Genomic DNA, 24,803 nt, shown 5'->3' on the forward strand with positions numbered 1-24,803 from the left:
AGGCAGCTGCGCTCAACGCCCATTCGCCCGGCTGACCCGCCAGATGACGTTACCGACATCGTCGGTGACGAGCAGCGCGCCAGTCTGATCGATAGCAACGCCGACCGGACGGCCCATCGCCTTGCCATCACGCCCGATGAAGCCAGTGAGCACATCCTTCGGTGGACCGCTCGGTTTACCACCACGGAACGGCACGAAGATCACCTTGTAACCGCTGTGCACGCTTCTGTTCCACGAGCCGTGTTGGCCGACGAAGGCGCCGTTGCCGTAGGCCGCACCGAGCTGCACGCCTTTGGAGAAGGTCAGTCCCAGCGAGGCGGTATGGGAACCCAGCGCGTAATCGGGCTTGACTGCCCTCGCCACGAGATCGGGGCGCTGCGGCCTGACGCGGTTGTCGACGTTCTGGCCATAGTAGCTGTAGGGCCAGCCGTAGAAAGCGCCGTCACGAACCGAGGTCATGTAATCCGGCACGAGATCGTCGCCGATCTCGTCACGCTCGTTCACGGCGACCCAAAGCTCGCCAGTCTCAGGATTCCAGGAGAGCCCGTTCGGGTTGCGCAGCCCCGAGGCGAAGACCCGTGTGCGGCGGGTGGACCCATCCACTTCAAGGACGGCGGCGCGGTTCTTCTCCGCGGCTATGCCGTTTTCTGCCACATTGCTGTTGGAGCCGACGGTGACATAGAGCTTGCGTCCATCCGGACTTGCGATCACGTCCTTGGTCCAATGATGGTTGAGGTCTCCGGCCGGCAAGTCGATGATCTTTTCGGGCGGCGTGGTGACTCGGGTCTGGCCATTGAAGTAGGGGAAAGCGACGAGCGCGTCGGTATTCGCGACATAGAGCTTGCCTTTGGACAGCGTCATACCGAAGGGTGAATTGAGGCCTTCCGCGAACGTCCTGCGCACATCCGCAATGCCGTCGCCATTGGTGTCGCGCAGGAGCGTGATGCGGTTGGCGCTTGTGGTCGCGGCGCCGGCTCGCTTCATAGCCAGGTCCATGAAGACCTTTCTAAGACTGAAGCCTTCGTCATGCTTGGCAGGGGCATTGGTTTCGGCAACCAGTACGTCGCCGTTCGGAAGCACATGCAGCCAGCGCGGATGGTCGAGGCCGGTGGCAAAGGCGTTCACCGTCAGCCCCTTCGCCGGGGTCGGCATACCACCTTTTTGCCAGCCTTTCGCCTCGGCGATGTTGACGGTCGGGATCAGCGTCGGTCTTGGTTTCGGCAAAGTGGGGTTGGGGCCATAGCCGGTTATTGCCCCAGTTTTCTGCGCCGAAAAGCCAGCGCAACTCGCCATGACGGCTCCCAATACCGCTATGAGAACGTTTCGTGGGAAGCCGGCATGCATCGGACGTCCTCCGCATGGACTTGCGTCGTGCGCTTTGCGTAAACACTAGTCAACGGCATTATTCCAAATTGCCTCCAAACAGCGGCGTTTGTGATCTGTTGCTGCAATATTCGCATCAGGGCCAGGAATTCGCGACCGCCCGCTCTCGATGGCGCATCACGACGTGGGCAGTTGCAGGCGCGCCTCGGATGACAGTCAAAGTGTCAACAAACTGTCACACCGGCCGGGGGTACCCGTGCTAAAAATCACAGGCTGCCGTTGCGCGGCGCTGTATTCGAGAAGCTGGCCAAGCGACCATGAACATCGCTCTCAACCCGGAAGGCACCGACTTGTCGCCGTACCTGCCCGACGAGCACGGGCTGTTCTTCATCTATCATTTCACCGCCGAAGGCGCGCGGACGAAAGACGCGGCGGACGCGCACTGGACCTGGCGCAGCTACCAGCTCTCCGACATGCGCGCCCGCCACGAGATCGCCAGCGAAGCGGCGCTGCCGCCGCCGGTGCGCGAGGCCTTCCTGTCGGCCGGCCATGGCTGCCACATCGACCTCGAAGACGACTGGCTCTATGGCGACCTGCCGGATTTGCGCCACGACTATTCGGCGGAGGCGCGCGGGCTCGGCCATTTCCGCTTTGCCTTCAACGGCACGACGCTGATCGGCGCCCGCAAGCAGCCGCTGCAGTCGGTGGACAATATCCGCAAGGCGATCGACAATGGTTCGCGCCGCTTCCGCTCGCCGGCGGAACTGATCGAGGCGGTCATGGGCCAGTCGCTCGACGGCATGGCGGCGGAGCTCACCGGTCTCAGCGACGCGCTCGACGGCATTGAGGATCGCATCGTCTGCGATGCATGGCACAATGAACGGCAGGCGTTGGTCGATGCGCGCCGCCACCTGGTGGTGATCCACCGGCAGATGGCGACGCTGACCAGTCTGTTCCGCCACCTCGACCATTCGCACCGCAACGACCTGCCCGACGCGATCAATGACATGGCGGCGCGGCTGTCGCACCGGGCGCAGACGCTGCATCATGACGGTGAGCAATTGCAGGCGCGGGCCCGGCTGTTGCAGGACGAGCTGATGGCCAAGCTGACGACGCAGTCGAATCAGTTGCTCTATGTGCTGTCGGTAATGACGGCGGTGCTGTTGCCGATGACCATCATCTCGGGCCTGTTCGGGATGAATGTCGGCGGCCTGCCGCTGGTCAACACCCCGATGGGTTTTTGGGCGGTATCGGCGGTATCGCTGCTTATCGCGGCGGCCGTCTATTTCTATGTCAGGCGGCTCGGGCGGATGTAATTCACGCTGTCGCGCGAAAATCCTCGATGACGGTGCCCGCGGCGCGCACTTCCGCTTCATGCTCCGGCTCGCGCCAGGTCTCGGCAAGGCCAGCCGCATACCATTCGCGCATTGCCGGCAAGGCGAGCAGTCGCGCCGGATAGCCGGCAGCTGCGCCCTCGAAAGACAGGCCGTAGGACTGCACGCGAAACGCCACCGGCGCAAAGAATGCGTCTGCGGCAGTAAAGCGGTCGCCGGCGAGGAACGGCCCGCCGAAGCGGTTCAGGCCATCGTTCCAAAGATCGCCGAGGCGGAAGAGATCGTGCTTCAGTGCATCCGACATCGGCAACGGCTCGACGCGGACGCCGCAATTCATCGGGCATAAACCGCGCAAGGCGGTGAAGCTCGAATGCATTTCGGCGGCGGCAGACCGCGCCCAGGCCCTTGCCCTGGCGTCGGCAGGCCAGATGCCTTCATGGCGCTCGGCCAGATATTCGATAATGGCAAGCGAATCCCAGACCGCCCAGCCGTCGTCGACCAGGCACGGCACCCGACCGCTGGGCGAGAACGGCCGGTAGAGGCTCCAGCTCGACCCGGTCGGGAATGGCGTCAGCCGCTCCTCGAACGGGATGTCCAGCATCCGCATCAGCCCCCATGGCCGCAGCGACCACGAGGAATAATTCTTGTTGGCGATGTGAAGCACGTACATTGGCGACCCCTATGCTGCTGCCGGCCGGACCTCGCGGCCACGGAACATCGACCAGGAGTAGATTGCCAGCGCCGTCCAGATCAGAACAAAGGCGATGGCCTGCGTGCTGCCGAAGGGTTCGCCGAAGATCAGCACGGCGATCAAGAACACGATGGTCGGCGCGATATATTGCATGATGCCGATCGTCGAGAGCCGCAGCAGCCTGGCGCCGAACGCAAACAACAGCAGCGGCACTGCCGTCACCGGGCCGCAGCCGATCAGCAAAACCGTATCGCTCAACGAGCTCGAGACGAAATGGTCCTGTCCCGTGGCGATCAGATAGGTGATGTAGCCGAGCGCCGGCACCGATAGCAGCAGCACTTCGAGCAGAAAACCCTGGCTCGGACCGATCGGCAGCGTCTTGCGGAAGAAAGCGTAGGCGGCAAACGAAAACGCCAGCGCCAGCGACACCCAGGGCAGCTTGCCTGCGTCGACGGTCAGCACCGCGACCGCGACCGCCGCCAGCACCACCGCCGCGATCTGCAGCCGGCCGAGCCGCTCACCGAGCAGCAGCGCGCCAACGACGATGTTGACCAGCGGATTGATATAGTAGCCAAGCGCGGTCTCGACGGTGCGGTCGACCGCGATCGCCCAGACATATATGCCCCAGTTGATCGAGATCAGCGCCGCTGTCAGCGCCGCCATCGCGATGGTGCGCGGCGAGCGCAGCGCTGCCTTGAAGTCCGCCGTGCGGCCGGCCCAGACCAGAACGGCGGCAGCGATCGGCACCGACCAGACGACGCGGTGGGCGATGACCTCGGCCAGCGGCAGATGCGCGACCGCTTTCATGTAGAAAGGCAGCAGCCCCCACAAAAGGTAGGCGCCCAGCGCCAGCAGGAAGCCGCGACGCGCCCTGGAGTCTGCTTCCGATGAAATTGCTTGCGTGGCCATGGCCCAACCCTATGCGCCAGCCGCCTTGCCAAGACCATCGCAAATTTCTGATGGATCAATGGACTTTCGCTGATGGTTTAACGGCGGTTGCCTTCGCAGAACCTGGGCCTCGCCCTCGCTCCGCGGGGCTACCCTACTCCGCCGCAACCAGCCCGGCCATGTCGCGGTTCTTCATCAGCTTGTAGACGATCGAATCCATCAGCGCCTGGAACGAGGCGTCGATGATGTTTTCCGAGACGCCGACCGTCCACCAGCGGGCGCCGGTTGCATCATGTGATTCGACCAACACGCGAGTGATCGCCTCGGTGCCGCCATTGAGGATACGCACCTTGAAGTCGGCCAGTTCGAGGTCGGCGATCTCGTTCTGGTACTTGCCGAGATCCTTGCGGAGCGCGATGTCGAGCGCGTTGACCGGGCCGTGGCCTTCGGCCACCGACATCTTCTCATCGCCATCGACCAGCACCTTGACGATTGCCTCGGAGACCGTCTTCAGGTTGCCGTTGGCGTCGAAGCGGCGCTCGACCATGCAGCGGAACGAGGTGACTCTGAAGAACTCCGGCAGGCCATGCAGCATCTTGCGCGCCAGGAGCTCGAAGCTGGCGTCGGCGCCCTCATAGGCATAGCCCTCGGCCTCGCGTTCCTTGACCACTGATATCAGTGCGTCGAGCCGCTGATCGTCCTTCGGCATGTCGATGCCGCGCCGCTTCAGCTCGGCGAGAAAATTGGCCTTGCCGCCCTGGTCCGAGACCATGACGCGGCGGCGGTTGCCGACCGCTTCCGGCGGCACATGCTCATAGGTCGCCGGCTCCTTGGCCAGTGCGGAGGCATGGATGCCGGCCTTGGTGGCGAAGGCCGAGGCGCCGACATAGGGTGCCTGCGCTTCCGGCGCCCGGTTCAAGAGTTCGTCGAACGCGCGGGAAAGCCTGGATACACCCATCAGGGCCTCGGCCGAGATGCCTGTTACAAAGCGGTTGGAGAAAGCCGGCTTCAACGCCAGCGTTGGCACGATCGAAATCAGATTGGCATTGCCGCAACGCTCGCCTATGCCGTTCAGCGTGCCCTGGATCTGGCGGACGCCGGCCTCGACGGCGGCTAGCGAATTGGCCACCGCCTGGCCGGTATCGTCATGGGCGTGGATGCCGAGATGGTCGCCGGGGATGCCGGAAGCGATAACCTTGTCGACGATGGCGCGAACCTCCGACGGCTGCGTGCCGCCATTGGTGTCGCACAGCACCACCCAGCGCGCAGCGGCGTCATAGGCGGTCCTGGCGCAGGCCAGCGCATAGTCGGGATTGGCTTTGAAGCCGTCGAAGAAATGCTCGCAGTCGACCATCGCCTCCTTGCCGGCAGCGATCGCCGCCTCGACCGAGGTCTTGATCGCCTCGATGTTCTCCTCATTGGTGCAGCCAAGCGCGACGCGGACATGGTAGTCCCAGCTCTTGGCGACAAAGCAGATGGCGTCCGACTTCGACTGTACCAGCGCCGCGAGACCGGGATCGTTCGAAACCGATACTCCTGCCCGCTTGGTCATGCCGAAAGCGACGAACTTGGCGCTTGCCGTGCGCTTCTCCTGGAAGAAGGCGGTGTCGGTCGGATTGGCGCCGGGATAGCCGCCCTCGACATAGTCGATGCCGAAGTCGTCGAGCAGCTTGGCGATGGCGATCTTGTCCTCGACGGAAAAGTCGATGCCCGGCGTCTGCTGGCCGTCGCGCAGCGTGGTGTCGAAGAGATAGAGGCGCTGTTTTTTCATGGTTGCGTGGGCGCTTGAACGCCCCCCTCTGCTCTGCCGGGCATCTCCCCCTCAAGGGGGAAGATCGGCAGTTTCGTCGCCCACCCTTTTCCTGCAACGCTGGAGATTTGCGAAAATCGCAATGACAGCCAATCTCGCCCCTTGAGGGGGAGATGGCCGGCAGGGCAGAGGGGGGTGGGCGCCGGCATCATCATTTTCCCGCAAACATATCCGTCGACCGGATCAGTCGGTCGAGGATGCCTGGTTCCGAATAGGCATGGCCGGCACCCTCGATCAGGTGGAAATCCGCTTTCGGCCACGCCTTGTGCAGCGCCCAGGCGTAGCGCGCCGGGCACGGCATGTCATAGCGGCCGTGGACAATGGTGCCGGGGATGTCCCTGAGCTTCCACGCGTCACGCAGCAGTTGCCCCTCCTCCAGCCAGCCGGCATGGACGAAATAATGGTTCTCGATGCGGGCGAAGGCGATGGCGTAGTCGTCCTGCCCGAACTGCTCGCTGGTTTCCGGCTCCGGCAACAGCGTGATCGTCTCACCTTCCCACAGGCTCCAGGCACGGGCGGCCTCGATCTGCGCCTTGCGGTCGCTGCCGACCAGCCGCTTGCGGTAGGCGGCCATCATGTCGCTGCGCTCAGCTTCGGGGATCGGCGCCAGGAAGCGCTCCCACTTGTCGGGAAACATTTCCGAGACGCCAAACTGGTAATACCATTCGAGCTCCGGCCGGGTCAGCGTGTAGATGCCGCGTACGACCAGTTCGCTGACCCGCTCGGTATGCGTCTCGGCGTAGGCGAGCGCCAGCGTCGAGCCCCAGGAGCCGCCGAACACCAGCCATGTGTCGAAGCCGCACATTTTTCGCAGGCGCTCGATGTCGGCGACAAGGTGCCAGGTGGTATTGGCCTCGAGCGAGGCGTTGGGCGTCGACTTGCCGCAGCCGCGCTGATCGAACAGGACGACATCATAGAGCTTCGGGTCGAACAGCCGCCGGTGCTTCGGCGAGATGGTGCCGCCAGGCCCGCCGTGCAGGAACACCGCAGGCTTGGCGCCCCTGGTGCCGGAGCGCTCCCAGTAAATCTGATGGCCGTCGCCGACATCGAGCATGCCGGACTCGAAGGCCTCGATCTCGGGATAGAGCGTACGAAGTCCGCTGCTCATAGTTGCAAACCGTGCGCTGGCCAGTCGGCCGTTTCGTGATCGGGATGCTGGAAGGAGATGATCGATTCCTGCCGTGCATAATAGTCGGGATCGTCGAGGATCGGCGCTTCGAAGATCTTCTCCACCCAGGGCAGCCGGACGGCGTAATTGACCTGGATCTGCGGCGCGAGGTCGGAGCGGTCGTCGAAGGCGCCGATGGCGATCTCCAGCGCGCCAGGCTTACGGTAGGTCAGTGGCGTTCCGCAGCGGGCGCAGAAGCCGCGATCGATGTTGACCGATGACTGGAAATAGCTCGGCTCCTCGCGCACCCATTCGACGCCGTCGCTCGGCACCGTCACCAGCGCGCCGAAGAACGAGCCGAACTGTTTCTGGCACATGCGGCAATGGCAGATAGACGGGCGCCCGAGCGCGCCATGGATGCGGAAGCGTACGGCGCCGCACTGGCAGCCGCCGGTTCGTACCGTTTCGGTCATGATCTTTCCTCCGGTGGCCATTGTTCGGTGTCGTGGTCTGGATGCTGATAGGAGACGAGGTCGGCGAGATAGGGAGCCGACGCAATGTCGGCCGCCGTTTCCTCGCCCGGCAATTGCGGGATGGTGTCGACATAGGGCAGCTTTGCCTCGATCCCCCACTGGATCTGCGGCACGATCTCGTGCGGGGCATCGAAGGCACCGATGGCGAGGCCGACGCCGTCCGGGGCGGTGAAGGTCAGCGGCGTGCCGCAATTGGCGCAGAAGCCGCGTTTCACATGGTTCGACGAGCGGAAATATTTCGGCTGGCCACGTGTCCAGTCGAGTTTGGCGCCGCGCACCGAGACCAGTGGCGCATAGAAGGCGCCGAACGCCTTCTGGCACATGCGGCAGTGGCAGACGGAGGCGTCGCCAAGCGCGCCTTCGACGCGGAAGCGCACCGCACCGCACTGGCAGCCGCCGGTATAGATCGGCCGGTTGTCGAGGCTCATCGCGTCACTCCGGGATATGGCAGACGGCTTCGACATTGTTGCCGTCGGGATCGAAGACGAAGGCGCCGTAATAGTTGGCATGATAGTGCGGCCGCAGGCCCGGCGCCCCATTGTCCTTGCCGCCTGCGGCGATTGCCGCGGCATGGAAGGCATCGACCTCGGCGCGGCTGCGTGCGGTGAAGGCGACGTGCTGGCGGTCCTTCGGCTTGTCCTTGCCTTGATGCAGCCAGAACACCGGCCGGTCGCGGCCATAGCCGCCGACCTTGGCGCCGCCGGTGTATTCTTGCGGCACCATGTAGAGCAGCGAGGCACCGAGCGGTGCCATCGCCTTGTCGTAGAAAACATTCGACGCCTCGAAATCGGAAACGGTGATGCCGAGATGATCGATCATCTTTTTACCTCCCAGGTGGTGATGCGTTCGCCGGTGACAGGGTCCTTGCCGTCCTTCAACTGTATACCTTGCGCCAGCAAGTCGGCGCGGATGCGGTCGGCCTCGGCCCAGTTTCCAGCGGCGGTGAGCGCGAGTCGTTTGGTGATAGCCGTGGCGATAGCGTCTTCATCGACCTTGGCTGGCGTAACGTCGAAGCCGAGGAACAGCAGCGCCGCCTTCAGCGAAGCGGCAGCATCGTTGCCCGCGGCGGCCATGTTGCCGCCAGCCGCAGCATTGAAATCCACCGCCTCGCCGGCCAGCTGCGTCAGCACCTGGAATGCGGCATAGGTGGCGAGATCGTCCGACAGGGCCTCCACCATTTCCGCCGGCAACTGGCTTGCCGCCGCAGGCGCCAGGTCCGCCGCCCGCTTCCACTTACGCAGCGTATTCTCCGCTTCTTCCAGCTTGCGCACCGAAAAGTCGATCGGCTCGCGGTAATGCGTCATCAGCATCGCCAGCCTGAGCACCTCGCCGGGCCATCTGCGGCCGCCGAAGGTCTCGGTCTCCAGCAGCTCGCTGATCGAATGGAAATTGCCAAGGCTCTTGGACATCTTCTGCCCCTCGACCTGCAGGAAGCCGTTGTGCATCCACACCTTTGCCATGACGTCGGTGCCGTGGGCGCAGCGCGACTGGGCGATCTCGTTCTCGTGGTGCGGGAAGATCAGGTCGAGACCGCCGCCATGGATGTCGAAGACCTCGCCGAGGTAGGCGGCAGACATCGCCGAGCACTCGATGTGCCAACCGGGCCGGCCCCTGCCCCACGGGCTGTCCCAGCCCGGCTCTTCCGGCGAAGACAGCTTCCACAAGACAAAGTCGCCAGGGTTTTTCTTGTGCGCGTCGACGGCTACGCGGGCGCCGGCCTGCTGCTCGTCGAGATTGCGCTTCGACAATTGGCCGTAGTCCGGCATCGAGGCGGTGTCGAACAGGACTTCGCCTTCAGCAACATACGCATGGCCGCGTTCGATCAGGCGTTGAATCAAGCTAACCATGTCGACCTTGCCATCGGCGCGCGGCTCGACGAACTCGGTGGCGCGCGGCTCGACGGACGGCTCCAGGCAGCCGAGCGCCGCCACATCCTTGTGGAACTGGTCGGCGGTCTTTTCCGTTACCCGTCTGATGGCCTCGTTCAGCGACAATTTTCCCGAGGAAATCTCGTCGCCGAAATCGCGCAATGCGCGGACGTTAATCTTGTCGTCGACATCTGTGATGTTACGCACATATGTGACCTGGGCTTGGCCGTAGAGTTGGCGCAACAGACGGAAGAGCACGTCGAAGACGATCACCGGTCGCGCGTTGCCGATATGGGCAAAGTCGTAGACCGTTGGGCCGCAGACATACACGCGCACATTGCGCGGATCGATCGGGAAGAAGTCCTCCTTGCTCCGCGTTAGCGTGTTGTAGAGGCGCAAGCCCTTCGATGCGTCAGACATTCGTGCCTTCCCGGTGTGTTAGTTCTGGAACCTCCTTGCGCCAAGGCACAAATCAGGCTCCAGCCTGCTGGCCGGGGCGTTTGTCCACTCTAGAAGGAAGATGAGGCGAAAACGTCCGGACCAGCGCGAGGCTAGCCAATAATGCAAATGCCACAAATGGCGAAAGACGTTTTCATGGGCGGCTTTATCGCCTTGCCCGGTGTTGCCGTCAAGTCGCAACTTTCGACAAAAGAGTCGCTGGATCACAGGTAATGATGCACTGAAACATTTTATTAAACATGTCGGCACAGTCATGAAACATTCGCCGGCTAGACCAGCACACGTCACGATTTGGTCGGATTCGGCTAGCAAACGCAGACACGAAATCGTTACCAGGGAAGAGAAAAATGCCACGAACCAAGCAAGAACCCAGCCGCGCCAAGCAACCGGCGCTTGCCAGCCACTATCGGGCAATCGGCCCGGCCGCGATCGTCGCCGCCCTTCTCCACACCGCCAAGAAGAAGAAGCCGGCGCAGAAGATCGTATCGCCACGCGCTGCCTGATGTACGCGCGGCCGGCACGCGCCGGCGGTGAAGGTTGAGGCGCTCACGGGCGCCTGGGAATAGCAGCTTCTGCTAGAATAAGGTCATCTGACTGTCGTCTGCGCCGGACTTCTGGTGCCTGACCTTCTCGGGCTCTGGCCCGACGACGCCCCTCTCCTGAATCTCCGGTCCGGTGTTGGCGACCTTGTTGACGAGGTCGGAAACCGGAATCGCCTCGAAGAAATCGGCCTGGGCCGGGCAAAGCAGATCGGCCACGTCGCGCGGCTCGAGCGTGCGGCAATCCAGCCAGCGCGCGAAATCCTGCGGATGGATCACCACCGGCATCCGGTCATGGATATGGGCGATGTCGGCATTGGCGTGGACGGTGAGGATGGCGCCGGTGTCCATTTCCGAGCCGCCCGGCTCGGCATAGGTCTCGATCAGCCCGGCGAAGGCGACGAGCCCGCCATGCCTGGGCCGCACCCAATAGGGCTGCCCCCTGCCTCCCGCCTCCTTGGAGCTGGCTTGCTGCCACTCATAAAATCCCGAGGCTGGCACCAAAGCGCGGCGGTGACGCATGGCGGCACGGAACGAAGCCTTTTCCGCCGCTCCTTCCGAGCGCGCGTTGAACAACAGCGGAAAGGCCCTGACATCCTTGACCCAGGCCGGGATCAGCCCCCAGCGCACCAGTATCGCCTGCCGGTCGGGCAGGTTCGAGCCCGGCGCCTGCGGGAAGCCTGAGACCGCCATCAGCACCGGCTGCGTCGGGGCAATATTGTAGCGAGCCGGAAAACCCTCCAACTCAGCCAGGCCAAGAAAACCGGCGGTCTGGTCCGGCGTGGCGGTCAACGCAAAGCGTCCGCACATGAGCTAAACTCGAATTGCTATCTTGTCGAATTGGTGTTTGGCGAAGGTGGCGATGGAACCGACGTTGCGCAACCGCTAAAGCTGTTTGCCGCCGGCCGGTCCACAAGCGGATGCTTTCAATTGGACGAATCGAGTTTCATGGAAGAATTGCGGCAGACAATTCCGGCGGTTTCGGTCGCCATCATCCGCGGCGAAACGGTGCTGCTGGTCAAGCGGGCGCGACCGCCCTCGCAAGGGTTCTACGCCTTTCCAGGCGGCAAGGTCGAGGCCGGCGAGACGCTGGAGCAGGCGGCACGGCGCGAACTGCTTGAGGAAACCGGGCTGCGGGCGCACAGCTACCGCCCGCTTCGCGAAATCCACATCGATAGCAGTAGCGATGGCCATCCCGTCGACTATTTCCTGACGGTGTTCGGTGCGACCTATGCCGGCGGCGAGCCCGTGGCCAGCGACGACGCCGAGACCGCCGCCTTCTATGCGCTCGGCGAAATGACGGCGTTGCCGCTCGCCGATTCGGTGTTTGACGTTGCCGAAGAATTGCTAGGCTCCAACAAGAACGCAGGAGCTTGAGCCGAAAATCGCCTTGCGACCGACAAATTGTTTCGCCACAAGGGCTTATGAGCCGCAAATCCGTGTTCCTCGCCACATGCCTAGCCGTCAGCACGACTGTCGCGGCGCGGCCGGCATTGAGCGCCGAAGCGCCGTTCGAGCCAGGGCTGATGCGGCTGGCGGAGGTGCTCGGCTCGCTGCATTTCCTGCGCAATCTGTGCGGCGAGAAGGGCGACCAATGGCGGGTCGAAATGGAAAAGCTGATCGAATCGGAAAATCCGCACCCCGAACGGCGCGCCCGCTTCATCGCCAGTTTCAACCGCGGCTACCGCTCCTTTGGCGGCACCTATACGCAATGCACCGCCTCGGCGACGGAGGCCATCAGCCGCTACATGAAGGAAGGCGAGACGCTGTCGCGCGACATCGCCTCGCGCTACGGCAACTGACCGGCATCCGAGTTTCCGGCGGCCCAAGCGCGTTCACCACGACCAGCATTTGACGCTCCGCCACTTGTGTCCGGCGTCGTCATGGTGCAATCCTGATGTTGCACTTCTGCAACAGTATTAACGAAACGTTACCGTCAGGATGTGGAATTAACTCAAACTGAAGGTTTTCATCCCGCTCACCGACCTAATCGGCTAAGCTTCAAACAGATCGAACGCGGGTTTGCGGAACACGGCGGACTTTGTAGAAAACGACCCTAGAAATGTCGTATTTACAAATAGTTACTTAAGCCTGCGCAGGAAACGACAAATCAAGCTTGGTCCGCACCCTGTCGGATCGCCGCTTGAAAAGGGTGGACATCGCAATGGAACATGGCGTCAGCGACATCGACGCATTGGTCAGGGAAGAGAAGCGCCTGACCGCCGTGGAAAGCCACAGCGAGGCCTGGGCGGAAGGACTTTCGGCCGGAATCGAACCGGAAATCATCGCCGAGGCGGCCCTCGAAACCGCGTTCGGCGAGATGCTGCGCGCCAATGGCGAAACCTCGGCCCTTGCCCTGCTCGACCGCATGCGTGAAAAGGTGATTGCCGGCGCCTTCGAACCAGGACGGCTGCGGCACTGAACCAGCTTAGGTCGTGGACTGATAGATCCGATCGAAATGGCGTGAAGCCATTTGTAGGTCCAGGGCCTTGGTTCTTTGACGACGCCGCGCCGTTTGGGCATCATGCCTGAGGCACCTGAACGGACCCGTGGCGCATGAACGGGCCTGGGCACGTGGCCGGGGAACCATGGAGAGGCATGCGGTGAATTTTTCCATGTCAGGCCAGCTGCGTGGCCTGGTCCTCAGCATCTGGCTTGCCGCTTTTTGCGCCGTGCTCCCGCTGGCGCTCTGTCTCACAACCAGTCCCGCTTATGCACTGAGTGAAATCAAGCGCGAGGAGCTTCCGGCGCCGGCCACCCCGCCCGCCGCCGACGAGGACATGGCGCCGCCCGGAAGTGCGGTGCCGATGCCCGGTCCGCTTGGCACGACGCCGCCCGCGACCGGCCAGCCTGGACCTTCCGACCAGCCCGAACAGAGCGAGCCGGAGGGGCCGACGGACGATGGCGGTATGGCCAATCCGCGCGTCGATCCGGACAAGCCCTTGCCGGAAGTCGTCTACGACCTAGCCAGGCTGCCGGAACCGGTCAGGCGCATGCATGATTTGATCGTCGAGGCCTGCAAGAGCGGCGACATCGAGAAGCTCCGGCCGCTGATCGGCAAGGGCGATACGATGACCCAGTTGTCGCTGGGCGAGATCGAAGGCGACCCGATCACCTTCCTCAAAGGCCTTTCTGGCGACACCGAAGGTCAGGAAATCCTCGCCATCATGGAGGAGGTGCTCAGTGCCGGTTACGTCCATGTCGATGCCGACACGCCGCAGGAGGTCTATGTCTGGCCGTATTTCTTCGCCCTGCCGCTCGACAAGCTCGACGCCAGGCAGCGGGTCGAGCTGTTCAAGATCGTCACCGCCGGCGACTATAACGACATGAAGCAGTTCGGCGCCTACATCTTCTACCGCATCGGCATCACGCCCGCCGGACAATGGACGTTCTTCGTCGCCGGGGATTGAGGCTGCTTCGCCCTCCGCCTTGTGGAGAGCTCGATGCGAGGCAGCCCCACCCGGACCTTCGGTGTCGACCTCCCCACAAGGGGGAGGCAGGAGCCTAGCTTACCAGCGCTTCGGAAAACTCCACCGCCCTGCCCTGGCCTGAGGTGACGATCTCGCCTTCCCACATCACGCGCCGGCCGCGCACGACCGTGCCGACCGGCCAGCCGGTGACCTCCCTGCCGTCATACGGTGTCCAGCCGGCCTTGGAGCCGGCCTGCGCATTGGTGATGGTCTCGCGGCGCTTCAGGTCGACAATGGTGAAATCGGCGTCGTAGCCGGCGGCGATGCGGCCTTTCCTGGCCATGCCGAAGATGCGCTGCGGGCCGTGGCTGGTGAGGTCGACGAAGCGCTGCAGGGTCAGCCGGCCAGCGTTGACGTGATCGAGCATGATCGGCACCAAAGTCTGCACGCCAGTCATGCCCGACGGCGAGGCCGGATAGGTTTTTGCCTTCTCGGCCAGTGTGTGGGGAGCATGGTCGGAGCCCAGGACATCGACGATGCCTTGCGCAATGCCGTGCCAGATTCGGTCGCGGTGACGCACGGCCCGCACCGGCGGGTTCATCTGGATCAGCGTGCCGAGCCGCGCATAATCATCGGCGCTCAGCGTCAGATGATGCGGCGTCGCCTCGCAGGTCGCGACATCCTTGTGCTGTTCGAGGAAGGCGATCTCCTCGGCGGTCGAGATGTGCAGCACATGGATGCGGGCGCGGGCCTCTCGCGCGATGCGCACCAGGCGCTCGGTGCAGCGCAGCGCGGCGATCTCGTCACGCCACACCGGATGCGAGGACGGGTCGCCCTCGATGCGCTCGCCCAGCCGCTCGCGCAGCCGGAACTCGTCCTCGGAATGGAAGGCGGCGCGGCGGCGCGTGTTCTTCAGGATCGCGGCGACGCCTTCATCATCCTCGACCAGCAGGTCGCCGGTGGACGAGCCCATGAACACCTTGATACCGGCCGCGCCCGGCAGCCGCTCGAGATCGCCGGCATCTTTCGCATTCTCGCGGGTGCCGCCGACCCAAAAAGCAAAGTCGCAATGCATGCGGCCGGTGGCGCGCCGCACCTTGTCGGCAAGTGCCGCCTCGCTGGTGGTCAGCGGGTTGGTGTTGGGCATCTCGAACACGGCAGTGACACCGCCCAGCACCGCCGCGCGCGAACCTGTCTCCAGATCTTCCTTATGCGCCAGCCCCGGCTCGCGGAAATGCACCTGGCTGTCGACGACGCCCGGCAGGATGTGCAGGCCGCGGCAGTCGATTGTCTCGTCGGCGGATGCCTGGCCGAGGTTGCCTATTGCGGCGATGCGGCCGCCGCTGACGCCGATGTCGCGCCGGCCCTCGCCATCATGGTTGACGACCGTGCCGCCTGTCAGGATGAGGTCATAGGTCGTGGCCATGCTGGATCCGGTCTCTTGCGAGGGAAGTGCCAGCGGCTTACGTAAAGGCCGACCATTTTGCAAGATCAGGCTGTTTTTCCGCCCATGCCCCATGCCCTGCTCAAAGACCGAACCCTCGTTTCCGTGTCAGGCCCGGATGGCGAGCATTTTTTGCAGAACATCCTGACCACGGACCTCGACGCGCTTGCAGCCGGTGAGGCAAAGCCAGGCGCCTTGCTGACGCCGCAGGGCAAGGTTCTGTTCGACTTCCTGATCTCGCGCGCCGGCGAAAATGCCTTCCGCCTCGAATGCCGCGCAGACGCCGCCGACGATTTCGTGCGCCGGCTGATGCTCTATAAAATGCGCGCCAAGGTCGAGATTGCCAAGGCCGATCAAGCACTTGTCATTGTCGCGTGGGGAAGTGATTCAGCCGCCTCGCAATTTGATTCAACGCCGATTGCCGATGCGCGCTTCCGCGACGTTGCCGTCAAGCGCTTCTACGACGGGCGCACTCATGATGGCGCAGCCAAGGACGGCGACCCCGCAGCATGGCAGGCCTTGCGCATCGCCCATGGCATTGCCGAAAGCGGCAGCGACTACCAACTCGGCGACGCCTTCCCGCATGATGTGCTGCTCGACGAGGCCGGCGGCATCGGCTTCAGGAAGGGCTGCTATGTCGGCCAGGAAGTGGTGTCGCGCATGCAGCATCGCGGCACCGCCCGGCGGCGGGTGCTGATCGTTTCGGCCGAACGTGCCTTGCCCGCTCCGGGTACAGAGCTGACGGTCGACGAACGGCCGGTCGGCACGCTTGGCTCGACCGCCGGCACGACCGGCCTCGCTATCGCTCGCATCGACCGGGTCAAGGCGGCGCTCGACGCCGGCCAGCCTGTTATGGCTGCGGACGTCGCCGTGTCGCTCGCGATCCCCGCCTGGGCAAAATTCGGCTTCCCGGAGGAAACCGTCGGCGCGGAGGAGGCCTGATGGCGGCCGACCGCGTCGGGGCGCCGCCGCGTGCCTGGCAGCGTATGCTGTCCGGCCGGCGGCTCGACCTGCTTGACCCCTCGCCGCTCGACATCGAGATTTCGGACATCGCGCATGGGCTCGCGCGCGTTGCCCGCTGGAACGGCCAGACCATCGGCGACCACGCCTTTTCGGTGGCGCAGCACTCGCTGTTGGTCGAGGCGCTTTTCAGCGAGCTTGTCCCGGACGCCCCGCCGGACGCGCGGCTTGCGGCGCTGCTGCACGATGCCCCGGAATATGTCATCGGCGACATGATCTCGCCGTTCAAATCGGTGATGGGCGGCAGCTACAAGGAGTGCGAGCTCCGGCTTCAGCACGCCATTCATGTCCGCTTTTCGCTGCCGCCGGAACTCGGCGCCGGATTGCGCAAGGAGATCAAGCGCGCCGACCAGATCGCTGCCTACTACGAGGCGACGCTGCTTGCCGGCTTTTCGACCAGCGAGGCGACGGAGTTCTTCGGCCGTCCGCGCGGCTTCAATGCCGACCGCTTCGATTTCACGCCGCGTTCGGTGACCTGGGCGCAGAGCGCATTCCTCAAGCGGTTTGCGGCGATCGAAGCGCAGCGTCAGACAGCGGTTACGATGCATTCGGTTAACTGAACACACGCTAAATTAACCGGCGACGACCACACTATCGCATACGATAACGGTCTGCAGGCGCGCCTCATGTCCGTCGCTGATCTCAAGTCTGGTTCGCCCGTCCGCCGACGGGGGGCCGGAGGCCTGCCGCGACCGATCGAAGACGAATTGCGCGAACAGAACGAGCGCTTTTCGGCAGCTGTCGAGAACATGTCGCATGGCCTGTCCATGTTCGATGCCGACGAGCGGATGATCATCTGCAACGGCAATTACATCAAGCTCTTCTGCCTCGACGGCGACATCGTGCGGCCCGGCATAAGGTTCTTCGACATTCTCCAGCACAGCGTCGACATCGGCGTCGCGTCGCAGAGCGCCGAAGTGCTTTACGCCGTCCGCAAGCCCTATATCGACGGGGCGAAAGCCTCGACTTACGAGGAAACGCTGTCCGACGGGCGCATCATCGATATCTCGCATCGGCCGCTTAATTCGGGCGGCTGGGTTTCGATCTACGAGGACATCACCGAGCAGCGGCGCGCCGATCAGGAGATGAAGGAACAGCACCGTCGCTTCGACGCGGCACTGGCCAACATGTCGCAAGGCCTGATGATGTACGACGCCGAAGGCAGGCTGATCGTGCGCAACGAACGTTTCCTGGAACTCTACCGCGTGACGCCGGCCGACTTTCCGCTCGGCATGGGCTATCGAGACACTCTCGCGCGGCTCGTGCAGCTCGGCATCTATGCAGAGATCGACATCGACAGCGAAATCTCGAAGACCATGGCTTGCCTGCAGGCCGGGGAAACGCGCTCGAGCCATCGCCATCTTGCCGATGGCAGAACGGTCCTGATCGCGCGCCGGCCGATGAGCGGCGGCGGTTGGGTAGCGACCTTCGACGATGTCACCGAGAGCAGGCGCGCAGAAGAGCGCATGGCCCACCTCGCTCATCATGACACGCTGACCAACCTGCCCAACCGCTGGATGTTCCGCGAACGGCTCGACCAGGCGTTGGGCGACGCGAAAGACGCACCTTTGGCGATCCTCTCGCTCGACCTCGATCGCTTCAAGGCCGTCAACGACACCTGGGGGCACCCGGCGGGCGACTGGCTGCTGAAATGCGTGGCCAAACGGCTGCAACGTTGCATCCGCAACGAAACGGATGTGGTCGCCCGTTTCGGCGGCGACGAGTTCGCCATCATCCAGTTCAATACCAGGGGTGCCGACGCGGAAAAGCTGGCGAAACGCATCATCGACACCGTCGGCAAACCGTTTCGCACCAGGAGCCGCGACATGCTTGTCGGCATCAGCCTCGGCATCGCCCTTTACCCCGACGACGGCAAGGATGCCGATACGCTGTTGAAGAACGCCGACATGGCCCTCTACCGGGGCAAAAGCGAAGGCCGCAACGTCTACCGCTTCTTCGAGCCCGGCATGGATGCGCTGGTACGGGCGCGCCGGGCGCTCGAAGCCGACCTCGAGGCGGCGCTGCCGCGGCGGGAATTCGAGCTGGACTTCCAGCCGATCATGAACATTGCCTCCAGCGAGATCGTGGGCGCCGAAGCCTTGATGCGCTGGCATTCGCCGACGCGCGGCCTGGTCCCGCCTGACGGCTTCATCCCGGTCGCCGAGGAAACCGGGCTGATCGTGCCGCTGGGCGAGTGGGCGCTGCGAAAAGCCTGCACGGTGGCTGCAAGCTGGCCGCATGCAATGCGCATCGCTGTCAACGTTTCGGCCGTGCAGGTCAAGAGCAGCGGTTTTGCCCGCAGCGTCGTCTCGGCGCTGGCATTTTCCGGCGTGCCGGCCGACCGGCTCGAACTGGAAATCACCGAAACGGTGCTGATGGACGAGAGCGACACGGTGCTGAAGACGCTGAAGCAACTGCGCGACCTCGGCATCCGCATCGCGCTGGACGATTTCGGCACCGGCTATTCGTCGCTCGCCTATCTCAGGCGCTTCCCCGTCGACAAGATCAAGATCGACCGCTCCTTCATCCGCGACATCGACAACCGCGACACGGCGGCGATCGTGCGAACCATCATCGGGCTTGGCGCCGAGCTTGGCATCACCGTCACCGCCGAAGGCGTCGAGACCGAAGCGCAGCTTGACACCTTGCGCAAGGACGGCTGCGTCGAGGCCCAGGGCTATCTGATCGGCATGCCGTCGAAGGCGGCGGCCATCAATCGCCTGCTGCGATCGAGCGCAGCGCTCAGCCAGTCCAGGTGAGACACTCCAAATGAGGCCAATCGGGCGGCGCTTCTGCTGGCCTAGCCAGCCCGTCTGAACATGCCCGGCGTCATTCCATGCGCCGCACGGAAAGTGCGCGAGAGATGGCTCTGGTCCGAGAAGCCAGCCGCAAAGGCGGCATCGGCGAGGCTTGAGCCTTGCTGGATCAGAAGATTGGCGCGGCGCAATCTCCGATCGCGGATGAACGCCGCAGGGGTGAGACCCAACACCCTCTTGAAGTCCCTGATGACCTGGAACCGCGTCACGCCGCCGGCCTCAGCGAGCCGTTGCAGATCGAGTTCGAAGGTGAGGTTGTCCTCGATGACCTCTTCATAGATCGAGAGCCTGTGCTGCGATCCGGAGTTTTCGACCGCCTCGGGCCGGCCACCCCAATCCCCATAGCGAAGAACAAGTTTGCGCAGGGCGACAAGCATGGATGTCTCGGCACTGGTGACGTCCCCCGATGTCGAGCCCCGGTGCGCCAGGGCCATCGCCCGGACGAGGTCGCTGTTCTCGATGATCGCTTGTGAAAACAGCGGCGGACGATCCTGCCCCAGTTCCGCGGCAACCGCGCTCAAGAGCGGCACTGAAGGATAAAACGTCCTGTAGGCCCAGCCTTCTTCGGCACCCGCCTCGCCGTCGTGCCATACCTCGGGATTGACGATGAGGAGCGTGCCCGACGGCGCAACCACAACCCGGTTGCCGATGCGGACGCGCTCGCTGCCTTGCGTGATCAGGGCGATGACGTAAGTCGGGTGCGTGTGCAGTTCATAGCGATGTCGCGTGAAGCGCGCCTTGAGCATGCCAAGATCGCGAAAGCGGGGGTGCCGCCAAAACTCCGTCGTCTCTGCTGCCTCAAGGTTTCTCGACACGGTCAATCCTGTTCAAGACGCTGCTGATCCGAGCCTCTATTTCCTGGCGCCATCATCGACCCGAATTTACGTCGAGCTGGAAGGAGAGCGCAATGCTGCACAATGACCCCGTCGCCGCGCTGACGCCGGAGGTGATAGGCTGGCGGCATCATATCCATGCCAATCCCGAACTCGGCTTCAACGAACATGAGACCGCGCGCTTCGTTGCCGACAGACTGCGCGCCTTCGGGCTTGATGAAGTCCACGAAGGCATCGGCGGCACCGGCGTGGTCGGCGTCCTGCGCAGCGGCAGCGGCAGGCGCGCCATCGGCCTGCGCGCCGAACTCGATGCACTGCCCGTCATCGAAAAGACGGGCCTGCTGTACGCCTCGAAGAAAGAAGGCGTAATGCATGCCTGTGGCCACGACGGCCACACGTCGATGTTGCTCGGCGCCGCAAAGCTGCTGAGCGACACCCGGGCGTTCGACGGAACCGTCTATTTCATCTTCCAGCCGGCGGAGGAGAACGAAGGCGGCAGCATGCGGATGATCGAGGACAGGGTTTTCGCGCGTTTTCCGGTGGAAGGCGTATATGCCGTCCACAATTGGCCAGGGGTTCCGCTGGGGACGATCGCGACCCGTACGGGACCGATGATGGCAGCCGTCGACAATTTCGAGCTGAGCTTTGAAGGGACAGGCGCGCATGCCGCCATGCCGCAACTCGGAGATGACCCCATCCTCGCAGCCGGGGCCTTCATTCAGGCCGTGCAGCGCATCGTCAGCCGCTCCGTCGACCCACAGGCATCGCTCGTCGTCAGCATCACACAAATCCATGGCGGCAATGTCGGCAACATCGTGCCGGGCAAGGTTTGGCTGCAAGGGACCTGCCGCTTCTTCGAACCCGCGCTGTCGGACCATTGCGAAAAGCTCATCGGCGACATCGCGCAAGGAATCGCCTCCGCCCATGCCCTCACCAGCACACTGGCCTACCGAAAGGGCTACCCGCCGGTGATCAACACGCCCGAGGCGACGGTCCAGGCCATCCAGGCTGCCGCCTCGGTCGTCGGCCGCGAACAGGTCAAGATCGAATTCAGCCCAAGCCTGGGCTGCGAGGATTTCGCCTACATGGTTCGGGAAGCGGGCGGCTGCTATGCCTGGATCGGGGCCGGCGACGTCGGACCTGGCGAAGGGCTGCACGGCGATCGCTACATTTTCAACGACGAGATCGTTCCCATCGTGCTGCGTTATTACCTCAATCTCGTCGAGCAGGTGCTTCCGGCCACGCCGGCCGAGACGGCGACATGAGGGGAAAGGCAAACGGCATGGCCGTGGATTTACGCCGCAACCTGTTTGAACGTGATATGACCCCGGCTTCCATCCTGCGGTCTAGGCCGGATGACAATCTCGACGTCCTGGTTGAAAGCCGTCAGGAAGGTCATTAGCCGTTCGACCGAATATTCGCGGAAGTGACCTTTGAACAGCCGGGAAACTTCCGGCTGGCTGATGCCCATAAGAGCACCGGCCTTGGCCTGGGTAAGCTTCTGGGCATCAGCCAACCGATAGAGCTCCGCCACGATCTGCGCTTTCAGAAAATGCGTGTCGGCATCAGGCGGCCCCAGCTCTGCAAAGATGTTGGGGTTGCTTGCATGAACCTCGATTTTAGCGGTTTTCATCGCTTGCGCTCCTCATTTTGTTTCGCTGAATAATCGGCCTCTTCTTGAAGCAATGCAGCACATAAACGGCCGCTTCAAAGCGAACAGTATAAACGGCCCGGTAGGTGTCGCTGTCATGATCCTCGACCGGTTCGACTACTCCGTTGCCGACGCCTTTCAACATCTTTGCCGAAGGCGATGCTGGCCGGTCTGGGCCAGAAACAGTTCGAACCCGACGACTTCCTGTACTTCCGCTGGAAAGTCCGCATAGTCCTTGCGGCTCGATGCGATCCATAGCAACGGGCGACTGGGGCGGGACAATTTTTCCATCTGTCTCGCACTATGAGTAAGTACTCATATTTTGTCAAACTGCCGCGTGGCCAAGGGTGGGCGGAGGCCTACCGCCCGGGCCGGTCGAGCCGCTCCAGGAACCATTGCGTCAGCCGCACCCAGACCTCGTCCTTTTCGCCGGAATCCTCCCAGCCATGGTCGAGGTTGGGGTTGTCGTTGACCTCGATGACGAAGACGCCGTCCCTGGTTTCCTTGAGGTCGACGCCGTAGAGCCCGTCGCCGATGCAGCGCGCCGCCTTGACTGCCGTCTCGACGACATGGGCTGGCGCCTCCTTCAGCGTGAAGGTCTTGATGCCGCCCTGGTCGGGCTTGCCGTTGGCCTTGTGGTTGACGATCTGCCAATGCTGCTTGGCCATCAGGTAGTGCACGGCAAACAGCGGCTGGCCGCCGAGCACGCCGACGCGCCAGTCATATTCGGTCGGTATGAATTTCTGCGCGATCAGAAGGTCGGAATCCTCCAGCCACTCGGTCGCCAGCGTCTTCAGCTCCTCGAAGGTAGCGCATTTCTTGACACCGCGCGAAAACGAGGAGTCTGGGATCTTCAGCACCAGCGGAAAGCCCAGCGTCTGCGCTGCAACCTCGAGGTCAGAGGTGCCGGCGATCATCACCGTCGGCGGCACCGGCACCTTGTTGTAGGTCATCAGCTCGTTGAGATAGACCTTGTTGGTGCAGCGGATCATCGACAGCGGGTCGTCGATGACCGGCATGCCTTCCTGCTGGGCGCGGCGGGCGAAGCGGTAGGTGTGGTTGGAGATCGAGGTGGTCTCGCGGATGAACAGCGCGTCGTAATTGGCGAGTTTGGCCAGATCCTTTTTGGTGATCGGCTCGATTTCGACGCCCATCTTTTCGGCGATCCTGGCCCAGTAGCGCAGCGACGAAATCTCCGACGGCGGCAGTTCCTCATGCGGATCGACCAGCGTAGCGAAGGTATAGCGCGCCGGCGTGCGGCCCTTGGTCTCGCGCCACTCGCGGTTGGTGTAGGTCCCGAGGCACTGCAGGAAGACCTTTTCTTCCTCATCGGTCATCCTGGCCAGCGGATGGAACCCGATCTTGCGGATGGAGGCCCATTCGGCGCTGTCGGTGATGTGGACCTCCAGTGCCGGCGCCCGGAACCAGTCGAACAGCAGCTTGGCGAAGCGGTCCCATACCTTGGATGGGCCGATGCCGAAGAAGATGCAGACCTTGGCCGGGAAGGTGCCGCCCAGATCCTTGCGGCATTTGTTGAGCGCCAGTTCCAGCTCCGGCAGCGCATGCTCGTAGAGCTTGCGCTCCGACAGGTCGATCATCGTCTCGACCGTCGGGATCACCTTGTGGCCGCGCGAACCGGCGAGCAACGAGGCATAGTAGCCGCGGCTCTGGTAGCCGTAATTGTTCGACAGGTTAATGACCTTCGGCAGCTGGCCGCGAAACAGCGCCGGATGCGCGAGATAGTCGCGATTGGTGATGATCTTGTGCGGTGTCGCCACCTGATCGAGATCGTTCTGCCTGCCGGTAAGGATGACCCAGGTCATTGTCTGTCGCGCTTTCCGAGGGTGATGGCGGCACGCAGTCCGTCGCGGCCGAACTGCGCCATGTTCATGAAGATGCCGTAAGGCACGGGAATGTTGGCGGCATCAAGGATGGTCTCCTGTCTCTCGTCCTCGACCCAGGGATCGTGGATCAGGATATGGTCGCCGTCGTCGCCGATGGCCAGCACCCAATGCGGAACTTTCTTGCCGAACATCAGGAAGCCGCTGATCAGGACCAGCACCAGCTTCCCCTTCGCGATCGCGGTGCGGATGTCGTCGATGACGAATGGACGGTAATTCACCGGGATGCCGTAAAGTTCCGCGCGGCGGCGAAAGTCGACCTGGGCCAGTTCCATCACCCGGCGCTTGTCTTCGCTACGCACCGACTGCAAGAACAGTGCGCCGTAGAAGGACACGAAGATTTCCGCGTCAAGCCCGCCTTCGTAGCCGGCGACGGCGAGCCCGAACGGCTCGCAGCCTCCCGGCCCGGACATCATGAAGACGGTCGTCGCCTCGCGCCACAGACGGATTTCCATGATCGGGTCGGGCACGAAGCCGCGATCGAAATTGGCCATCGCCATCATCAGGCAGCACGGGCCGCAGGTGAATTCGCAGGTCTGCTGATAGAACGGCACCTTGGTGGCGATCGGAACGTCGCCGCGCAGCGTCTTTTCGTAGCGCAGCGCCGTGGCGCCATCCTCGTAATAGCCCGGCTCGCGGCCGATCTTGCGGTAGCCGCTCTGCTCGTAGATGCGGATGGCACGCTGGTTTTCCTCGCGCACCTCGAGACGCAGCATCATGCGGTCGTGCTCGAAGGCCGCCTCCTCCGCCGAGGCCAGCAATTGGCGGCCGATTCCGAGCCCGCCGAAAAAGGGGCCGATGGCGATGGAATAGAGGCGCGCGACGCCACTGCCCTTGCGAAACAGCACGACTGCATAGCCGGCGACGCGGTCATCTTTTTCGGCGACCAGCATCTCGGCGGTCTCGCGTTCGATCAACTGGCGAAAGGAACGGCGGGAAATGCGGTCGCTCGAGAAAACAGCCTTCTCGATGGCGGCGAGTTCATCGACGTCGGACGCGCGGGCCTTGCGAATCTCGGCAGGCATGCGGGCTCAGAAAACCTTGATTGGGTTGTGGAAAAGGCCCTGGTCAGAAGCGTCGATAACACCAGCCGAAGCGCCAGCATCAGTCAAGCGCTATCGCACCTCGATTCGGGCTGAATTGTGACAGTTTCGGCCCGGCGCAGTCTTTGAAAA

26 protein-coding genes are annotated in these 24,803 nt (G+C 63.3%); 10 read left to right on the plus strand and 16 right to left on the minus strand.

What is annotated here, in order from left to right:
- Nucleotides 1-12 precede the first annotated feature (12 nt).
- Complete coding sequence (locus EN859_RS03445) at nt 13-1,344, minus strand: sorbosone dehydrogenase family protein (protein WP_127851535.1); 1,332 nt, start codon at nt 1,342-1,344, stop codon at nt 13-15.
- Between the two features lie 296 nt (nt 1,345-1,640).
- Between EN859_RS03445 and EN859_RS03450 the strand changes: the two genes are divergently transcribed.
- Nucleotides 1,641-2,639 carry a transporter gene (locus tag EN859_RS03450; protein ID WP_127851536.1) on the plus strand — a complete coding sequence of 333 codons (999 nt, stop codon included), beginning with the start codon at nt 1,641-1,643 and terminating at the stop codon, nt 2,637-2,639.
- A gap of 1 nt (nt 2,640) precedes the next feature.
- Here EN859_RS03450 and EN859_RS03455 read toward each other — a convergent pair whose 3' ends face one another.
- From EN859_RS03455 to cysS, 8 genes are all read right to left on the minus strand, one after another.
- On the minus strand, nt 2,641-3,327 hold the full coding sequence (locus tag EN859_RS03455) for a glutathione S-transferase family protein (RefSeq protein WP_127851537.1): 687 nt from the start codon (nt 3,325-3,327) through the stop codon (nt 2,641-2,643).
- Nucleotides 3,328-3,336: 9 nt separating this feature from the next.
- Nucleotides 3,337-4,257 (minus strand): EamA family transporter RarD, encoded by a 921-nt coding sequence (rarD, locus tag EN859_RS03460; protein ID WP_127851538.1) that lies wholly within the window; start codon nt 4,255-4,257, stop codon nt 3,337-3,339.
- 133 nt (nt 4,258-4,390) lie between these two features.
- Nucleotides 4,391-6,007: a citramalate synthase gene (cimA, locus tag EN859_RS03465; protein WP_127851539.1), complete on the minus strand. Its 1,617-nt coding sequence runs from the start codon at nt 6,005-6,007 to the stop codon at nt 4,391-4,393.
- Nucleotides 6,008-6,197: 190 nt separating this feature from the next.
- Nucleotides 6,198-7,154, minus strand: coding sequence for a prolyl aminopeptidase (gene pip, locus EN859_RS03475; protein ID WP_127851540.1), 957 nt, complete (start codon nt 7,152-7,154; stop codon nt 6,198-6,200).
- On the minus strand, nt 7,151-7,627 hold the full coding sequence (locus tag EN859_RS03480) for a GFA family protein (protein WP_127851541.1): 477 nt from the start codon (nt 7,625-7,627) through the stop codon (nt 7,151-7,153). Before EN859_RS03480 ends, pip begins: the two co-directional genes overlap by 4 nt.
- Nucleotides 7,624-8,115 (minus strand): GFA family protein, encoded by a 492-nt coding sequence (locus EN859_RS03485; RefSeq protein ID WP_127851542.1) that lies wholly within the window; start codon nt 8,113-8,115, stop codon nt 7,624-7,626. The genes EN859_RS03480 and EN859_RS03485 overlap by 4 nt, the downstream gene beginning before the upstream one ends.
- Before the next feature lie 4 nt (nt 8,116-8,119).
- Nucleotides 8,120-8,506, minus strand: coding sequence for a VOC family protein (locus EN859_RS03490; protein ID WP_127851543.1), 387 nt, complete (start codon nt 8,504-8,506; stop codon nt 8,120-8,122).
- Nucleotides 8,503-9,975, minus strand: a complete 1,473-nt coding sequence (gene cysS / locus EN859_RS03495; RefSeq protein WP_127851544.1) for a cysteine--tRNA ligase — start codon at nt 9,973-9,975, stop codon at nt 8,503-8,505. Before cysS ends, EN859_RS03490 begins: the two co-directional genes overlap by 4 nt.
- Nucleotides 9,976-10,361: 386 nt before the next feature.
- Here cysS and EN859_RS03500 point away from each other — a divergent pair, with 386 nt between their 5' ends.
- Entirely contained in the window at nt 10,362-10,517 is a 156-nt protein-coding gene (locus EN859_RS03500; protein ID WP_127851545.1) for a hypothetical protein, read from the plus strand.
- 72 nt (nt 10,518-10,589) lie between these two features.
- Here EN859_RS03500 and EN859_RS03505 read toward each other — a convergent pair whose 3' ends face one another.
- Complete coding sequence (locus EN859_RS03505; protein ID WP_127851546.1) at nt 10,590-11,363, minus strand: SOS response-associated peptidase; 774 nt, start codon at nt 11,361-11,363, stop codon at nt 10,590-10,592.
- Between the two features lie 138 nt (nt 11,364-11,501).
- Here EN859_RS03505 and EN859_RS03510 point away from each other — a divergent pair, with 138 nt between their 5' ends.
- The 4 genes from EN859_RS03510 to EN859_RS03525 all read left to right on the plus strand — a co-directional run bounded on the left by EN859_RS03510 (nt 11,502) and on the right by EN859_RS03525 (nt 13,963).
- Nucleotides 11,502-11,930 (plus strand): NUDIX hydrolase, encoded by a 429-nt coding sequence (locus EN859_RS03510; RefSeq protein ID WP_127851809.1) that lies wholly within the window; start codon nt 11,502-11,504, stop codon nt 11,928-11,930.
- Between the two features lie 47 nt (nt 11,931-11,977).
- Entirely contained in the window at nt 11,978-12,355 is a 378-nt protein-coding gene (locus tag EN859_RS03515; protein WP_127851547.1) for a TIGR02301 family protein, read from the plus strand.
- A 362-nt stretch (nt 12,356-12,717) separates the two neighbouring features.
- The gene (locus EN859_RS03520) at nt 12,718-12,975 is read left to right on the plus strand and encodes a hypothetical protein (RefSeq protein WP_127851548.1); all 258 of its coding nucleotides are present in this window, start codon (nt 12,718-12,720) and stop codon (nt 12,973-12,975) included.
- Between the two features lie 181 nt (nt 12,976-13,156).
- On the plus strand, nt 13,157-13,963 hold the full coding sequence (locus tag EN859_RS03525; protein ID WP_189501666.1) for a hypothetical protein: 807 nt from the start codon (nt 13,157-13,159) through the stop codon (nt 13,961-13,963).
- 94 nt (nt 13,964-14,057) lie between these two features.
- Here EN859_RS03525 and EN859_RS03530 read toward each other — a convergent pair whose 3' ends face one another.
- Nucleotides 14,058-15,389, minus strand: a complete 1,332-nt coding sequence (locus EN859_RS03530; RefSeq protein ID WP_127851549.1) for a dihydroorotase — start codon at nt 15,387-15,389, stop codon at nt 14,058-14,060.
- An 84-nt stretch (nt 15,390-15,473) separates the two neighbouring features.
- Between EN859_RS03530 and EN859_RS03535 the strand changes: the two genes are divergently transcribed.
- The 3 genes from EN859_RS03535 to EN859_RS03545 all read left to right on the plus strand — a co-directional run bounded on the left by EN859_RS03535 (nt 15,474) and on the right by EN859_RS03545 (nt 19,186).
- On the plus strand, nt 15,474-16,349 hold the full coding sequence (locus EN859_RS03535; RefSeq protein ID WP_127851550.1) for a folate-binding protein YgfZ: 876 nt from the start codon (nt 15,474-15,476) through the stop codon (nt 16,347-16,349).
- Nucleotides 16,349-16,987 carry an HD family hydrolase gene (locus EN859_RS03540; RefSeq protein WP_127851551.1) on the plus strand — a complete coding sequence of 213 codons (639 nt, stop codon included), beginning with the start codon at nt 16,349-16,351 and terminating at the stop codon, nt 16,985-16,987. Before EN859_RS03535 ends, EN859_RS03540 begins: the two co-directional genes overlap by 1 nt.
- 66 nt (nt 16,988-17,053) lie before the next feature.
- Complete coding sequence (locus EN859_RS03545; protein WP_127851552.1) at nt 17,054-19,186, plus strand: EAL domain-containing protein; 2,133 nt, start codon at nt 17,054-17,056, stop codon at nt 19,184-19,186.
- Nucleotides 19,187-19,227: 41 nt separating this feature from the next.
- Here the strand turns inward: EN859_RS03545 and EN859_RS03550 are convergent, their stop codons facing one another.
- On the minus strand, nt 19,228-20,058 hold the full coding sequence (locus tag EN859_RS03550; protein WP_245525458.1) for an AraC family transcriptional regulator: 831 nt from the start codon (nt 20,056-20,058) through the stop codon (nt 19,228-19,230).
- A 92-nt stretch (nt 20,059-20,150) separates the two neighbouring features.
- On the opposite strand from EN859_RS03550, the gene EN859_RS03555 reads away from it, so the two are divergent.
- Nucleotides 20,151-21,341: an amidohydrolase gene (locus EN859_RS03555; protein WP_127851553.1), complete on the plus strand. Its 1,191-nt coding sequence runs from the start codon at nt 20,151-20,153 to the stop codon at nt 21,339-21,341.
- 29 nt (nt 21,342-21,370) lie between these two features.
- Here the strand turns inward: EN859_RS03555 and EN859_RS03560 are convergent, their stop codons facing one another.
- The 4 genes from EN859_RS03560 to EN859_RS03575 form a co-directional block, all read right to left on the minus strand.
- On the minus strand, nt 21,371-21,709 hold the full coding sequence (locus EN859_RS03560; RefSeq protein ID WP_127851554.1) for a helix-turn-helix transcriptional regulator: 339 nt from the start codon (nt 21,707-21,709) through the stop codon (nt 21,371-21,373).
- Nucleotides 21,696-21,983, minus strand: a complete 288-nt coding sequence (locus EN859_RS40430) for a type II toxin-antitoxin system RelE/ParE family toxin (protein WP_348632910.1) — start codon at nt 21,981-21,983, stop codon at nt 21,696-21,698. The genes EN859_RS03560 and EN859_RS40430 overlap by 14 nt, the downstream gene beginning before the upstream one ends.
- 103 nt (nt 21,984-22,086) lie before the next feature.
- A complete protein-coding gene (locus tag EN859_RS03570) occupies nt 22,087-23,550 on the minus strand; it encodes a RimK family protein (RefSeq protein WP_127851555.1) in 1,464 nt (487 codons plus the stop codon).
- Nucleotides 23,547-24,653: a peptidase C39 family protein gene (locus EN859_RS03575; RefSeq protein ID WP_127851556.1), complete on the minus strand. Its 1,107-nt coding sequence runs from the start codon at nt 24,651-24,653 to the stop codon at nt 23,547-23,549. Before EN859_RS03575 ends, EN859_RS03570 begins: the two co-directional genes overlap by 4 nt.
- Nucleotides 24,654-24,803 lie beyond the last annotated feature (150 nt).

This window comes from Mesorhizobium sp. M00.F.Ca.ET.216.01.1.1 (assembly GCF_004010325.2).
GTDB lineage: Bacteria > Pseudomonadota > Alphaproteobacteria > Rhizobiales > Rhizobiaceae > Mesorhizobium.

What these genes read in the sequence shown, in the direction of transcription:
- EN859_RS03445 (WP_127851535.1), bottom strand. Translation starts at nt 1,344, where the DNA reads ATGCATGCCGGCTTCCCACGAAACGTTCTCATAGCGGTATTGGGAGCC.
- cysS (WP_127851544.1), bottom strand. Translation starts at nt 9,975, where the DNA reads ATGTCTGACGCATCGAAGGGCTTGCGCCTCTACAACACGCTAACGCGG.
- pip (WP_127851540.1), bottom strand. Translation starts at nt 7,154, where the DNA reads ATGAGCAGCGGACTTCGTACGCTCTATCCCGAGATCGAGGCCTTCGAG.
- EN859_RS03570 (WP_127851555.1), bottom strand. Translation starts at nt 23,550, where the DNA reads ATGACCTGGGTCATCCTTACCGGCAGGCAGAACGATCTCGATCAGGTG.
- EN859_RS03545 (WP_127851552.1), top strand. Translation starts at nt 17,054, where the DNA reads ATGTCCGTCGCTGATCTCAAGTCTGGTTCGCCCGTCCGCCGACGGGGG.
- rarD (WP_127851538.1), bottom strand. Translation starts at nt 4,257, where the DNA reads ATGGCCACGCAAGCAATTTCATCGGAAGCAGACTCCAGGGCGCGTCGC.
- cimA (WP_127851539.1), bottom strand. Translation starts at nt 6,007, where the DNA reads ATGAAAAAACAGCGCCTCTATCTCTTCGACACCACGCTGCGCGACGGC.
- EN859_RS03540 (WP_127851551.1), top strand. Translation starts at nt 16,349, where the DNA reads ATGGCGGCCGACCGCGTCGGGGCGCCGCCGCGTGCCTGGCAGCGTATG.
- EN859_RS40430 (WP_348632910.1), bottom strand. Translation starts at nt 21,983, where the DNA reads ATGGATCGCATCGAGCCGCAAGGACTATGCGGACTTTCCAGCGGAAGT.
- EN859_RS03480 (WP_127851541.1), bottom strand. Translation starts at nt 7,627, where the DNA reads ATGACCGAAACGGTACGAACCGGCGGCTGCCAGTGCGGCGCCGTACGC.
- EN859_RS03535 (WP_127851550.1), top strand. Translation starts at nt 15,474, where the DNA reads ATGCCCCATGCCCTGCTCAAAGACCGAACCCTCGTTTCCGTGTCAGGC.
- EN859_RS03450 (WP_127851536.1), top strand. Translation starts at nt 1,641, where the DNA reads ATGAACATCGCTCTCAACCCGGAAGGCACCGACTTGTCGCCGTACCTG.
- EN859_RS03455 (WP_127851537.1), bottom strand. Translation starts at nt 3,327, where the DNA reads ATGTACGTGCTTCACATCGCCAACAAGAATTATTCCTCGTGGTCGCTG.
- EN859_RS03485 (WP_127851542.1), bottom strand. Translation starts at nt 8,115, where the DNA reads ATGAGCCTCGACAACCGGCCGATCTATACCGGCGGCTGCCAGTGCGGT.
- EN859_RS03515 (WP_127851547.1), top strand. Translation starts at nt 11,978, where the DNA reads ATGAGCCGCAAATCCGTGTTCCTCGCCACATGCCTAGCCGTCAGCACG.
- EN859_RS03505 (WP_127851546.1), bottom strand. Translation starts at nt 11,363, where the DNA reads ATGTGCGGACGCTTTGCGTTGACCGCCACGCCGGACCAGACCGCCGGT.
- EN859_RS03490 (WP_127851543.1), bottom strand. Translation starts at nt 8,506, where the DNA reads ATGATCGATCATCTCGGCATCACCGTTTCCGATTTCGAGGCGTCGAAT.
- EN859_RS03560 (WP_127851554.1), bottom strand. Translation starts at nt 21,709, where the DNA reads ATGAAAACCGCTAAAATCGAGGTTCATGCAAGCAACCCCAACATCTTT.
- EN859_RS03575 (WP_127851556.1), bottom strand. Translation starts at nt 24,653, where the DNA reads ATGCCTGCCGAGATTCGCAAGGCCCGCGCGTCCGACGTCGATGAACTC.
- EN859_RS03520 (WP_127851548.1), top strand. Translation starts at nt 12,718, where the DNA reads ATGGAACATGGCGTCAGCGACATCGACGCATTGGTCAGGGAAGAGAAG.
- EN859_RS03555 (WP_127851553.1), top strand. Translation starts at nt 20,151, where the DNA reads ATGCTGCACAATGACCCCGTCGCCGCGCTGACGCCGGAGGTGATAGGC.
- EN859_RS03510 (WP_127851809.1), top strand. Translation starts at nt 11,502, where the DNA reads ATGGAAGAATTGCGGCAGACAATTCCGGCGGTTTCGGTCGCCATCATC.
- EN859_RS03530 (WP_127851549.1), bottom strand. Translation starts at nt 15,389, where the DNA reads ATGGCCACGACCTATGACCTCATCCTGACAGGCGGCACGGTCGTCAAC.
- EN859_RS03500 (WP_127851545.1), top strand. Translation starts at nt 10,362, where the DNA reads ATGCCACGAACCAAGCAAGAACCCAGCCGCGCCAAGCAACCGGCGCTT.